At 65.5% G+C, this 12,623-nt stretch carries 13 protein-coding genes; 4 read left to right on the forward strand and 9 right to left on the reverse strand.

What is annotated here, in order from left to right:
* Positions 1 to 32: 32 nt before the first annotated feature.
* The 7 genes from DRV85_RS18260 to dnaK all read right to left on the reverse strand — a co-directional run bounded on the left by DRV85_RS18260 (position 33) and on the right by dnaK (position 7,383).
* Positions 33 to 776 (reverse strand): hypothetical protein, encoded by a 744-nt coding sequence (locus tag DRV85_RS18260; protein WP_199526084.1) that lies wholly within the window; start codon positions 774 to 776, stop codon positions 33 to 35.
* Positions 777 to 1,040: 264 nt separating this feature from the next.
* Positions 1,041 to 1,199, reverse strand: a complete 159-nt coding sequence (locus tag DRV85_RS19280) for a hypothetical protein (protein ID WP_158540195.1) — start codon at positions 1,197 to 1,199, stop codon at positions 1,041 to 1,043.
* Between the two features lie 383 nt (positions 1,200 to 1,582).
* Complete coding sequence (locus DRV85_RS19105; RefSeq protein WP_147238888.1) at positions 1,583 to 2,218, reverse strand: hypothetical protein; 636 nt, start codon at positions 2,216 to 2,218, stop codon at positions 1,583 to 1,585.
* Entirely contained in the window at positions 2,215 to 3,507 is a 1,293-nt protein-coding gene (gene pncB, locus DRV85_RS18265; RefSeq protein ID WP_113290909.1) for a nicotinate phosphoribosyltransferase, read from the reverse strand. Before pncB ends, DRV85_RS19105 begins: the two co-directional genes overlap by 4 nt.
* A 61-nt stretch (positions 3,508 to 3,568) precedes the next feature.
* Positions 3,569 to 4,174, reverse strand: a complete 606-nt coding sequence (pncA, locus tag DRV85_RS18270) for a bifunctional nicotinamidase/pyrazinamidase (protein ID WP_113290910.1) — start codon at positions 4,172 to 4,174, stop codon at positions 3,569 to 3,571.
* Between the two features lie 36 nt (positions 4,175 to 4,210).
* Positions 4,211 to 5,374, reverse strand: a complete 1,164-nt coding sequence (dnaJ, locus tag DRV85_RS18275) for a molecular chaperone DnaJ (protein WP_113290911.1) — start codon at positions 5,372 to 5,374, stop codon at positions 4,211 to 4,213.
* An 80-nt stretch (positions 5,375 to 5,454) separates the two neighbouring features.
* On the reverse strand, positions 5,455 to 7,383 hold the full coding sequence (gene dnaK, locus DRV85_RS18280; RefSeq protein WP_113290912.1) for a molecular chaperone DnaK: 1,929 nt from the start codon (positions 7,381 to 7,383) through the stop codon (positions 5,455 to 5,457).
* Positions 7,384 to 7,574: 191 nt separating this feature from the next.
* On the opposite strand from dnaK, the gene DRV85_RS18285 reads away from it, so the two are divergent.
* Complete coding sequence (locus tag DRV85_RS18285; protein WP_113290913.1) at positions 7,575 to 8,201, forward strand: alpha-ketoglutarate-dependent dioxygenase AlkB family protein; 627 nt, start codon at positions 7,575 to 7,577, stop codon at positions 8,199 to 8,201.
* 3 nt (positions 8,202 to 8,204) lie between these two features.
* Here DRV85_RS18285 and DRV85_RS18290 read toward each other — a convergent pair whose 3' ends face one another.
* Together DRV85_RS18290 and DRV85_RS18295 are read right to left on the reverse strand one after the other, a co-directional pair.
* The gene (locus DRV85_RS18290) at positions 8,205 to 8,813 is read right to left on the reverse strand and encodes an SH3 domain-containing protein (RefSeq protein WP_113290914.1); all 609 of its coding nucleotides are present in this window, start codon (positions 8,811 to 8,813) and stop codon (positions 8,205 to 8,207) included.
* Between the two features lie 30 nt (positions 8,814 to 8,843).
* Positions 8,844 to 9,671, reverse strand: a complete 828-nt coding sequence (locus DRV85_RS18295; protein ID WP_113290915.1) for an ABC transporter permease — start codon at positions 9,669 to 9,671, stop codon at positions 8,844 to 8,846.
* A 136-nt stretch (positions 9,672 to 9,807) separates the two neighbouring features.
* Between DRV85_RS18295 and cysQ the strand changes: the two genes are divergently transcribed.
* The 3 genes from cysQ (at position 9,808) to galE (ending at position 12,616) form a co-directional block, all read left to right on the forward strand.
* Positions 9,808 to 10,605: a 3'(2'),5'-bisphosphate nucleotidase CysQ gene (gene cysQ, locus DRV85_RS18300; protein WP_113290916.1), complete on the forward strand. Its 798-nt coding sequence runs from the start codon at positions 9,808 to 9,810 to the stop codon at positions 10,603 to 10,605.
* Positions 10,606 to 10,722: 117 nt separating this feature from the next.
* Positions 10,723 to 11,619, forward strand: coding sequence for a UTP--glucose-1-phosphate uridylyltransferase GalU (gene galU / locus DRV85_RS18305; RefSeq protein WP_113290917.1), 897 nt, complete (start codon positions 10,723 to 10,725; stop codon positions 11,617 to 11,619).
* A gap of 13 nt (positions 11,620 to 11,632) precedes the next feature.
* The gene (galE, locus tag DRV85_RS18310) at positions 11,633 to 12,616 is read left to right on the forward strand and encodes a UDP-glucose 4-epimerase GalE (protein ID WP_113290918.1); all 984 of its coding nucleotides are present in this window, start codon (positions 11,633 to 11,635) and stop codon (positions 12,614 to 12,616) included.
* Positions 12,617 to 12,623: the final 7 nt, after the last annotated feature.

Genomic DNA, 12,623 nt, shown 5'->3' on the forward strand with positions numbered 1-12,623 from the left:
CCAACGCCCGTGTGGCGGGGCTTGGAGCCGCTCTACCGAAATGGCTCGGGCTCATAGGCCGCCTTGGCCACCACCTTGCTGGCATCCCCGCGGGATCGATAGCGGCCAATCATGTCGCCGCTGGCGGCGTCGTCGACCTCCTGCACCCGATAGAGCGTCAGGCTCTTGTCGCTGTTGGGCTTGAGCTGGAAGACCCGGCCGTTCTTGCGGCAATAGAAGAATTTCGAGCCCTTGATCTGGGTCCATGGACAATCGGCATAGGACAGGAGCCGCCGCTCCCGCTCCAGTCGCGCCTCTTCCGACCTCCGCTCGGCCTCCGCACGCTCCTCGTCGCGCAAGCGCTGCCACTGCGCGCCCACGTAATCCGACAGGCGCCCGATGATGGCGGGCATTTCCGTGCCAGCCTCTTTCTCGGCCTGGTAGATGGCCAGACATTCGGCCTCGAGCTTCGGTTCCGGATCTCCGAGGTATTCCTCCTCGATCATGGCCTTCATGCGCTGCTCGAGATCGGTCATCGTCAGAGCAGGGCCAGGCAGGCCATTCAGGAAGGCGAGCATGTCGTCCTTCGGGATCCAGCAGTCTATCGCCGAGGCCAGGACCTTGTCCCGCGGGCCTTCCCACTTCTTCCAGACGGAGCTGTCCTGATCCAGTTTCGTGACGATCTCGAGGGCCAGTTTGGCGAGGGACCGCTGCTCTCGCATGTGGCGCAGGGACGGGCTGCGCACATAATCGGCCAGTAGGCTGTAAACTACCGAGGTTCGCTGATTCATGAACATGCGGGGCTTTCCCGTTTATTCCCAATGATTTGCGTCTGCTCCGTGCGACACGACGCCGACGTCGCCAGCCAAGAATTCCTCTAAATGTTTGCTATTGAAAGACTATTCCGGCCTGGTCGGGTTGCCTCATAACCTGAAGGTCGTAGGTTCAAATCCTGCCCCCGCAACCAAAACTCCCAATAAAGCCGCAGGACACCCCTGAAGCACCGACCGTCAGAGCCCCGAAACCGGGCGCGGCAGGCCGGCGGCGGAGGATGGCGCGCTTCATCTTGCGGCTGTGCTGCTCGCAGGCTGGTGGCTGACGGCCGCGCGGCGGATCGCGCCGAGGGTGCACAGGGCCAGCGCGATGATCCCCAGCATGCCGGCCATGAGGACGAAGGCCACGACACGCTCGAAGTGGCGGTAGAGGTCGTCCAGTCGCATCCACCGGGGAACGTGGGGGTGTGGGGGTGTGGGGGTGTGGGGGTGTGGGGGTGGGGTTCCCAGCGGAGCCAACGCACTCAAAAGCTGATTCTTGCATTTCAGCAATCATGACATATTCTTAGAGCGCGAGTGTGTTGTATGGTTTCTATCAGATAGAGCGATTCCTGAAACCTGTAGGCTAGAAAAAGTGGAGAAAGGTGGCATGACGAAACGAGTGTTCATCGGTGATTCGGTATCTCCGAAGGGATCTGGAAACTCTACATCATCCAGCATTGGCAGAAGCGTTCAGCCCTCTGGAGGGGGCGCCCAAGGGTCGACACAACCAACTGGAAGCGGCGGATCGTCAAGCAGTGGAACTGGCGGAAACGGCGGGAAGAAATAGCTCAAGGTCGCTTCTTGCGTCTAAGGTCTACCTCTGAAATTTCGCTGAAGGGGATGAAAGTTATTCTATATCCGTCTACGTCCGATATTGTATCGATCCTTCGGCCGGTGCCGTCCTTCTCCGTAATGTACGTAACATACATGCCGATAGAGCCATCAGAACCCAAGACGCATGGGCCATTAGGGAGATCATTGAAGTCACCGAGCGGATAACTCTCGTATACCTTCCCGTCCCGTAGTGTCACAACAAGCTGCGCGTATTGAAGGCCTTGCCTTTGAATGATTGTTGTCCAAGCTGTGGGCAAGCCATCTTCGTTGGTCCCCGTGACTATTCGAATAGAATTTGCGACAAAGTCGTTCAAAAAAGAGCGCCATAAAAGGGCGCTTGCAATAGGCACAACAACAGCAAGCGTGCCGACAAAAGGGGCGGACTGCGTGAAGGCCGTACCGCAGATTTCATTTACCCTCTCAGCGATGCCAATAGAAAGTAAGCCGAGGCCACCAAAGCAAAGTATGATCCCTATTGTGTCAGTTGCAGAATGCCCGCTCCGTCGCCCGGAATAAGCAATGACGTAGGCCAAGTACCCACCAATAATTACAACTTGAGTTCGCCAACTTAGTTCGATTACTTCCGTCAAACCACCACCTCCCGCCGCACCTGCTCCCCCACCCCGAACACCCGCTTGTAGCGCGCGACCTCCTCTGCCGGTCCCATCGCCTTTTCCGGGTTGTCGGAGAGCTTGACGGTCGGCCGGCCGTTCGCGGCGGAGGCCTTGCAGACGAGGCTGAAGGGGGCCAGCCGGTCGCCCTCCACCAGCCCGCGGAAGTCGTTCGTCAGCAGCGTGCCCCAGCCGAAGCTGATCCGCACCCGCCCGCGGAACCGCTGGTAGAGGTCGAGGATCACGTCGTCGTCCAGCCCGTCGGAGAAGATGATGAGCTTCTGCCGCGGATCCTCTCCCCGGCTTTCCCACCAGCGGATCGCGATCTCGGCCCCCTCGACCGGGTCGCCCGAATCCACGCGCACCCCCGTCCAGCCGGTCAGCCAGTCCGGCGCGTCGCGGAAGAAGGCCTCCGAGCTGAAGGTGTCGGGCAGGATGATGCGCAGGTTGCCCTCGTGCTCTTCGTGCCAGTCGGCCAGCACCTCGTAGGGGGCCTGCTTGAGTTCCTCGTCGGTGTCGGCGAGGGCTGCGTAGACCATCGGCAGTTCGTGCGCGTTGGTGCCGATCGCCTCCACCTCGCGCCGCATGGCGATCAGGCAGTTGGAGGTGCCGACGAAGCGTTCGCCCAGCCCCTCCATCATCGCCTGCACGCACCAGTCCTGCCAGAGGAAGGAATGACGCCGCCGCGTGCCGAAGTCCGCGATGCGCAGGCCCTCGTGCGGGCGCAGGCGTTCGATCTTTTCCCAGAGCTTGGTCATGGCGCGGGCGTAGAGCACCTGCAGCTCGAAGCGGCCCATGTCGTGCAGGACGGCGCGGCCCCGCAGCTCCATAAGCACGGCGAGCGCCGGGATCTCCCACAGCATGACCTCGGGCCATTTGCCCTCGAAGGTCAGCTCGTATTGGTCGCCCACGCGCTCGAGGTGGTAGGGGGGGAGTTGCAGGTTCTCGAACCACTCCATGAAGTCGGGGCGGAACATCTGCCGCTTGCCGTAGAACATGTTGCCGCGCAGCCAGGTGCTCTCGCCGCGGGAGAGGCGCAGGGTGCGGATGTGGTCGAGTTGTTCGCGCAGCTCGCCCTCGTCGATGAGGTCGGCCAGCGGGATATGGGTGCTGCGATTGATCAGGCTGAAGGTGACCTCGGTGTCCGGCTTGTTGCGGAACACCGACTGGCACATCAGCAGCTTGTAGAAATCGGTGTCTATGAGCGACCGCACGATGGGGTCGATCTTCCACTTGTGATTGTAGACGCGGGTGGCGATGTCGACCATGCGGGCCCTCCTGATGCCCCTGCGTTAGAGCAAAGCCCGCAGGGGGAGGGCAAGAGCCGCCTCAGCGGACCTCAACCCCCCGCTCGCGCATCTCGGCCAGCGCCCTGGCGAGCGAGCCCTCGTGGTCGATGCCGCGCGCGAGGTCGGTGTGCAGCTCGACCTCGAAGCCCAGGCGCGCGCCGTCCTGCGCGGAAAAGTTGACGCAGACGTCGGTGGCGAGCCCCACCATCGTCAGACGCGTCAGGCCGCGGGTGCGCAGATAGCCCTCGAGCCCCGTGGGCGTCTCGCCGTCGTTCTCGAAGAAGGCGGAATAGCTGTCGATGTCGCGGCGGAACCCCTTGCGCAGGATCAGATCCGCGCGGTCGGTCTCGAGATCGGGGTGAAACTCGGCGCCCTGCGTCCCCTGCACGCAATGATCGGGCCAGAGGATCTGCGTGCCGTAGCGCATCTCGACCGTCTCCATCGGGGATTTGCCGGGATGCTCGGAGGCGAAGCTGGAATGCCCGGCCGGGTGCCAGTCCTGCGTCAGGATCACCGCGGGAAACTCGCGCATGAGCGCGTTGATGCCCGGCACGATCTCGTCGCCGCCCGGCACTTCCAGCGCGCCGCCGGGGCAGAAGTCGTTCTGCACGTCGATGACGATCAGGGCCTCGTTTGTCGGGCGCATGGGCGTTTCCTTCCGCGGGCGGGGGCGTGCCGCCCCTCAGCCCTTCATGTTGTCCCAGAAGCTCTTCACCGAGGAGAAGAAGCTCTTGCTCTCGGGGTTGTTGTCCTCGCTCAACGCCTCGAACTCGCGCAGCAGTTCCTTTTGCCGGGAGGTAAGGTTGACGGGCGTCTCGACGGCAAGCTCGATGAACATGTCGCCATGGCCGCCGCCCCGCAGCGCCGGCATCCCCTTGCCGCGCAGGCGCATCTGCCGGCCCGACTGGCTTCCGGCGGGGATCTTCACGCGCGAGCGGCCGCCGTCGATCGTCGGCACCTCGATGTCGCCGCCGAGCGCGGCGGTCGGCATCGAGACGGGGACGCGGCAGTAGAGGTCGGCGCCGTCGCGCTCGAAGATCCTGTGCGGTTCGACCTCGATGAAGATGTAGAGGTCGCCCGGCGGCCCGCCGCGCATCCCGGCGTCCCCCTCGCCGGCCAGACGGATGCGCGTGCCGGTTTCCACCCCCGCGGGAATGTTCACCGAGAGCGCACGCTCCTTCTCGACGCGGCCGGAGCCCGCGCAGGCGGTGCAGGGGTTCTTGATGATCTGGCCGAGCCCGCCGCAGGTGGGGCAGGTCCGCTCGACGGTGAAGAAGCCCTGCTGCGCGCGGACCTTGCCCATGCCCGAGCAGGTCGGGCAGGCCACGGGTTCCGCGCCGCCCTCGGCGCCCGTTCCCTCGCACGAGGGGCAGGCGACCGAACCGCGGACCTGTATGGTCTTCTGCAGGCCGGTATAGGCCTCTTCGAGCGAGACGCGCAGGTTGTAGCGCAGATCGGCGCCACGTGCCGCGCGCTGCCGGGCGCTCGCGCCGCCGCGCCCGCCCATGAAATCCCCGAAGAGATCGTCGAAGACATCTGAGAAGGCGGAGGCGAAGTCGCCCTGTCCGGGGCCGAAGCCGCCGGGCCGTGCGCCTGGTCCGCCGCCGCCGCCCATGCCGCCCTCGAAGGCGGCGTGACCGAAACGGTCGTAGGCGGCCTTGCGCTCCGGATCCTTCAGCGCCTCATAAGCCTCGTTCACCTCCTTGAACTGGCCTTCCGCTTCGGGGTTGTCCTTGTTGCGATCCGGGTGGAGCTCCTTGGCCTTCTTGCGATAGGCCTTCTTGATCTCGTCGGCAGAGGCGCCGCGGCTCACGCCCAGAACGTCGTAGTAGTCCCTCTTCGCCATCGGCAAATCCCCGTTCTCGGAAGCGACAGGGCCGGCCCGGCGTCCGGACCGGCCCTGCGCGACCTGTCAGCTCACGGCGCTCAGGCGCGCTTGTCGTCGTCCAGATCCTCGAAATCGGCATCGACGATGTCGTCGTCTTCCGATTTCCCGGAGGCCTGCTCGTCGCCGCCTTCGCCGGTGCTCTGAGCCTCTTCCTGGCCGGCCTTGTAGATCGCCTCGCCCAGCTTCATCGACGCCTCGGTGACGTTCTGGATGCCGGAGCGGATCTTCTCGGCGGTCACGTCCTCCTTCTCGAGGTCGTCGCGCAGGGCGGAGACCGCAAGCTCGATCGCCTCGACGGTCGCGGGATCGACCTTGTCGCCATGCTCCTCGACCGACTTCTCGGTCGAATGGATGAGGCTCTCGGCCTGGTTCTTGGCCTCGATCAGTTCGCGGCGCTTCTTGTCCTCCTCGGCGTGGGACTCGGCGTCCTTCACCATCTTCTCGATCTCGTCCTCGGTCAGACCGCCGGAGGCCTGGATGGTGATCTTCTGCTCCTTGCCGGTGCCCTTGTCCTTGGCCGAGACGTTGACGATGCCGTTTGCGTCGATGTCGAAGGTGACCTCGATCTGCGGCATGCCGCGCGGCGCCGGCGGAATGTCCTCAAGGTTGAACTGGCCGAGCAGCTTGTTGTCGGCCGCCATCTCGCGCTCCCCCTGGAAGACACGGATCGTCACGGCGCCCTGGTTGTCCTCGGCGGTCGAGAAGATCTGCGACTTGCGGGTCGGGATCGTCGTGTTGCGGTCGATCAGCCGGGTGAACACGCCGCCCAGCGTCTCGATGCCGAGGCTCAGGGGCGTCACGTCCAGAAGGACGACGTCCTTCACGTCGCCTTGCAGCACGCCGGCCTGGATCGCCGCGCCGAGCGCCACGACCTCGTCGGGGTTCACGCCCTTGTGCGGCTCCTTGCCGAAGAACTTGGTGACTTCCTCGAAGACCTTGGGCATGCGGGTCTGGCCGCCGACGAGAACCACCTCGTCGATGTCGTCCTTGCTGATCCCGGCATCCTTGAGCGCCGCCTTGCACGGCTCGAGCGAGCCCTTGATGAGGTCGGCGACGAGGCTTTCGAGCTTCGCGCGGGTCAGCTTCATCACCATGTGCAGCGGCTGACCGGTCGCCTTGTCCATCGAGATGAACGGCTGGTTGATCTCGGTCTGCGTGGCGCTCGAGAGCTCGATCTTCGCCTTCTCGGCGGCCTCCTTGAGGCGCTGCAGGGCCATCTTGTCCTGCGTGAGATCGACGCCGTGCTCCTTCTTGAACTCCTCGGCGAGGTAGTTGACGATCCGCATGTCGAAGTCTTCACCGCCCAGGAACGTGTCCCCGTTGGTGGACTTCACCTCGAAGAGGCCCTCGTCGATCTCGAGGATGGTGACGTCGAAGGTGCCGCCGCCGAGATCGTAGACCGCGATCGTCTTGGAATCCTTCTTGTCGAGCCCGTAGGCCAGCGCGGCCGCCGTCGGCTCGTTGATGATGCGCAGAACCTCGAGGCCCGCGATCTTGCCCGCGTCCTTGGTGGCCTGACGCTGGGCGTCGTTGAAGTAGGCCGGCACGGTGATGACGGCCTGATCGACTTCCTCGCCCAGGTAGGATTCCGCGGTCTCCTTCATCTTCTGCAGAATGAAGGCGGAAATCTGGCTGGGGGAATACTTCTCGCCCTTGGCCTCGACCCAGGCGTCGCCCTGGCCGCCGTCGACCACGGCATAGGGGAGGTTCTTCTTGTCCTTGGCGAGATCCTCGTCGTTCAGCCGACGGCCGATCAGGCGCTTGACGCCGAAGATGGTATTCTCGGGGTTGGTGACGGCCTGCCGCTTCGCGGCCTGGCCGACCAGGCGCTCGTCATCCGTGAACGCCACGATCGACGGCGTGGTGCGCGCGCCTTCCGCGTTCTCGATCACGCGCGGCTGCGAGCCGTCCATGATGGCCACACAGCTGTTCGTGGTGCCGAGGTCGATACCGATCACTTTGCCCATGTCTTCCGATCCCTTTCGTACTTCAGGCGATACGCCGAGGCGCGAGACCCGTTGCGGCATCCCGGCCCCGATCCGGTCGGCCAGGCGCGCTGCCCGCCCGAACGTCTTGCGGCTATATAGGGAGGGGCCCTAGGGCCTGCAAGCACGCCCAAGCGGCGGATTCGATGCATTCTCGATGGGTGGACAGGACGATGGCGGATACATCGCGAGGGGAGGGGGCGGCGCTGGATGTTCGCGGTGTGCGTGTGCTGCCCGGCTACCTGGACACGCCCGCGCAGGATCGCCTCGTCGCCCGCCTGCGCGAGGTGGCGCGCGCGGCGCCGTTCTTTCGGCCGGAGACCCCGCGCGGCAAGCCCATGTCGGTGCGCATGACCGCCGCGGGGCGATATGGCTGGGTCTCGGACCGCAGAGGCTACCGCTACGAGCCGCGCCATCCGTCGGGGGTCGAGTGGCCGCCGATCCCCGACGCGGTGCTGGCGCTCTGGCGCGACGTGACGGGGCTCGGGCGGGCGCCGGACTGCTGCCTCGTCAACTGGTATGAAGAGGGCGCGCGCATGGGCCTGCATCAGGACCGCGACGAGGCCGATTTCTCGTGGCCGGTGGTGTCGGTCTCTCTGGGGGACGAGGCGCTGTTTCGCGTGGGCGGGACCGAGCGAGGCGGGCGGACCGCCTCGGTCTGGCTGCGCTCGGGCGACGTGGCGGTGCTGGAGGGCGAGAGCCGGCTCGCCTACCACGGCATCGACCGCATCCGGCACGGCTCGTCCACGCTGCTGCCGCAGGGCGGGCGGATCAACCTGACGCTGCGCGTGGTCGACTGATCCTCAGCGCGCGAGCGAGCAGCAGCCGGCGTATTGGCTGAGCGTGCCGCCCGCCGACACCAGAAGGTCGAGCGAGAGGCCGTAGATCCGGTCCGACATGCCGTCGCTGCACGCCTCCCGCCGGACGATGCCGTGCATGCCCGCCGGCTCCCTGGCCCCCCATCCCGCGAAGCCGTAACGGCCGCGGAGACCGGACGCCCGGGTGCGAGTGGCGAGCGAGGTCTCGACGCGGTCGATGCTCACTCCTTCGAAGACGAGGCCGGAGTCCGCGACCTGAAGCGACCAGAACGGCTCGGTTCCGAAGCAGCCCATCGGTACGGGCAGCGCGTCGTCATCCTGTCCGGGCTGACGCTCGAGATAGGCCATCGAGGCCCACCCCGACCGCTCGCCGGTATTGACTCGGCCCCAGCCGCCCCCGGCGTCGAGCGCGATGACCTCGACGCCCTCGGCGTCGGGGGCGAGCGTGCCCACGACAGGCTCGGATGCTGACGGCCCGGCGCGGATGTTGAGCACGTCGTCCGCAGCGACGCCCATGACGTCGTGCAGCGCCGGCAGGCTCTGCGCGGCCGCGCAGAGGGGAAGAAGGATCAGGAATGCCGCCAGCCGGATCATCGCATGGCTCCGCCGCGAAAGGGGGACGCCTCAGCGTCGCGCGTACCAGCTGGCCGAGGCGTGTCTGCGCGTGAAATACTCGCCCATCAGGCCGATCATGACCAGCACGATCCCGACCGTGAGCGGATATTCGATCGAACTGTTGCGCGGAAAGTAGTTGGCGAAGGCGAAGCCGCGCGCCTGGTCGATCGCGTGAAAGAGCGGATTCCAGTCGAACATCACAAGCATGTAGCCGGGCATCATGTTGGCCACGAACATCTTGCCCGACGCGATCATGTTCGCCCGCTGATAGACCATCGCGAAGATCGAGACGAAGGTCGGAAACCAGGGCTTGAGCGCGAGCAGCACCAGCCCGGCCGCCGCCCCGGTGAACCAGGCCAGCAGGAACATCGCCACGACGCCCACCGGGTCGTGGAAGGTCACGGGCGTGAAGGCGACGTGATAGACGAAGAGCACCAGGACAGCCGAAAGAAACTGTATGTAGAGCGAGGCGAGCGCGGAGGAGAGGATCGCCACCGCCGTGTTCATCGGCGCATGCTGCATCATCGGCGAGGCCGGACCCTCGGACCCAAGCACGGCACCCAGCGCCTTCACATGGGTCATGAACAGGAAGATGCCCGACATGATGAAGATCAGGAAATCGCCCCGGATCTTCATTCCGCGCAGACCGAGCACCGAGAACATGATGTAGAAGGCCAGGACGAAGATGACCGTCTGCAGGACGTTGACGGCAATCGACATCAGCGGATTGCCGTGCGCCTTGCGCACGTTGCGCACGATGCCGTGATAGACCAGCTCGAGGAGCGCGGTCGCCGAGCCGGCCCTGCCCCGGCCGTTCGGATTGTGTTGCTCAAACATGCGTCCGGCCCGCCTCTGCCCGGAAAATACGCCGGAATTCTTGCCGTTCCGTTGCGGCTCCAGCATAAGAGGCGCGCGATCGCTTTGCAATTCGCGTCCCGCGTCGTGGACGCACCGCATATTGGAGCGCAGGAACTTGGATTACGACCGATTGACCGAGGTCATGCGCCGCCTCGCGCTCGAAGCCGGTGCGCGGATCATGGAGATCTACGACAACCGGGATTTAGAGGTGCGGGCCAAGGGCGACGACAGTCCCGTCACCCTCGCCGACGAGGTGGCGGACGAGCTGATTTCGGAAGGTCTGCGCGCGGCCTTCCCGGACGTGCCGCTCGTCACCGAGGAGCAGGCGGCGACGCACGACCAGCAGGGCGACACTTTCCTGATCGTCGATCCGCTCGACGGGACGAAGGAGTTCGTCCAGCGACGCGGGGACTTCACAGTGAACATCGCCTACGTCGAAACCGGCCTTCCGGTGAGGGGCGTCGTATACGCGCCCGCGCGGGGGCGGCTTTTCTATACCACGCCGACTGGCCTGGCGGTCGAGGAAGGAGGCGCGCTCGACCCCGCGGCGTCGGGCGACAGGACGGAACTCGCGGTCGCCGCGCCGGACAACGCGGCGCTTCGGGTCGTCGCCTCGAAGTCTCACCGTGACGCGGAGACGGACGCCTATATCGCGAAATACGCGGTCGCCGACATGAAGAGCGCCGGCTCGTCGCTCAAGTTCTGCCTCGTCGCGACGGGAGAGGCGGACCTCTATCCGCGCCTCGGCCGCACGATGGAATGGGATACCGCCGCCGGGCACGCCGTGCTCGCGGGCGCAGGCGGACGGGTGGTGCGCTTCGACGACCATACCCCCCTGATCTACGGCAAGCCGGGTTTCGCCAACCCCTTCTTCATCGCCTACGCGCCCGGCGTGACCCTTGCCGGATCGTGACCGAGTTGTGATACCGTCCGCAATTGGCAGCGAAACAGCAGGATTTTCCCGTTTCAGGATGCGCCGGACGCCGCCATCATGTAGCAACCGGGCAGCAAGTCGAAAGGAACGACCGTCATGCGTAACAAGGTGACCAAGGCCATCTTTCCCGTCGCGGGCCTGGGGACGCGGTTTCTTCCGGCGACGAAATCTGTGCCGAAAGAGATCATGACCCTCGTCGATCGGCCGTTGATCCAGTATGCCATCGACGAGGCGCGCGCAGCCGGCATCAAGGAGTTCATCTTCGTCACCTCGCGCGGCAAGAGCGCGCTGGAGGACTATTTCGACAACGCGCCGCAGCTCGAGGCGGAGCTGCGCAAGAAGGGCAAGTCCGAGCTCCTCGATATCCTGAAGTCAACCAACATGGAGTCGGGGGCGATCGCCTACATCCGGCAGCACAAGCCGCTGGGGCTGGGGCACGCGGTCTGGTGCGCGCGGCGGCTGATCTCCAACAACGAGCCTTTCGCCGTCATCCTGCCCGACGACGTGATCGCGGCCGAGACCCCCTGCCTGCAGCAGATGGTCGAGGCCTACGAGGAAACCGGCGGCAGCATGGTGGCCGCGATGGAGGTGCCGCAGAGCCGGATCAAGTCCTATGGCGTGCTCGACCTCGAGGACGACATGGGGGCCCTGGTCAAGGTGCGCGGCATGGTGGAGAAGCCGGAGCCGGAAGAGGCGCCCTCGAACCTCGCGGTGATCGGCCGCTATATCCTTACTCCGGATGTTCTCAAGAATCTGAACAAGATGAAGTCGGGCTCCGGTGGAGAAATCCAGCTGACCGACGCGATCGCCGAGGAAATCGCGCAGAAGCGTGGCGTCTACGGCTACCGCTTCCGCGGCCAGCGGTTCGACTGCGGGTCGAAGTCCGGCTTCCTACAGGCCACGGTGGCCTTCGCCCTGTCGCGGGACGACCTGCGCGAGGATCTCGTGAGCTACCTTCAGGAACTCGTTTCCACCGAGAAGGCGGCGCAGTAGGCGGGATTTTCACATGACGGTCGTCCTCGTCACCGGCGGTGCCGGCTACATCGGCGCGCATGCCTGCAAGACGCTCGCGCGGGCAGGTTACACCCCGGTCGCCTTCGACAACCTGTCCACGGGGTGGGAGTCCGCCGTGCGTTTCGGTCCCTTCGAGCAGGGCGACCTGCTCGACCGCGACCGGCTGGCCGAGGTCTTCGCCCGCCATCGCCCATCGGCGGTGATGCATTTCGCGGCGCTCAGCCAGGTCGGAGAGGCGATGCGCGAGCCGGCGCGTTACTGGCGCAACAACCTCTGCGGGTCGCTCAACCTCGCCGAGGCGGCGGTTGAGGCGGGGTGCCGGAACTTCGTCTTTTCCTCGACCTGCGCGGTCTATGGCGAGCAGGACGGCGTGACGCTCGACGAAGACAGCCCGCAACAGCCGGTGAACGCCTACGGCGCCTCCAAGCGCGCGGTGGAGGACATGCTGCGCGACATGAGCGTCACCCACCGGCTGCGCACGGTGATCTTCCGCTATTTCAACGTCGCCGGCGCCGATCCGGAGGCGGAGGTGGGCGAGCATCACGAGCCCGAGACGCATCTCGTGCCTCTGGTGTTGCAGGCCATCGACGGCCAGCGTCCCGCGCTCACCATCCACGGCACCGACTATGCCACGCCGGACGGCACCTGCATCCGCGACTATGTCCATGTCTCCGACCTGGTGGAGGCGCATGTGCTGGGCCTGAAATGGCTGGAGCAGGGCGGCGAGGCGCGCGTCTTCAACCTTGGCACCGGGCACGGCTTTTCGGTGCGCGAGGTGATCGAGGCGGCACGGCGGGCGACCAACCGCCCCGTTCCGGTGGAAGAGGGGCCGCGGCGGCCGGGAGACTGCACGCGGCTCGTCTCCGGCTCTGACAGGGCAGGGCGCGAGCTCGGCTGGACCCCGGCGCGCTCGACACTGGCCGAGATGATCGGCGACGCCTGGCGCTGGCACAGGACGGGGGGCTACGGCCGCTGAGGAGGAC

The sequence above is a fragment of the Rhodosalinus halophilus genome, assembly GCF_003298775.1.
GTDB classification, from domain to species: domain Bacteria; phylum Pseudomonadota; class Alphaproteobacteria; order Rhodobacterales; family Rhodobacteraceae; genus Rhodosalinus; species Rhodosalinus halophilus.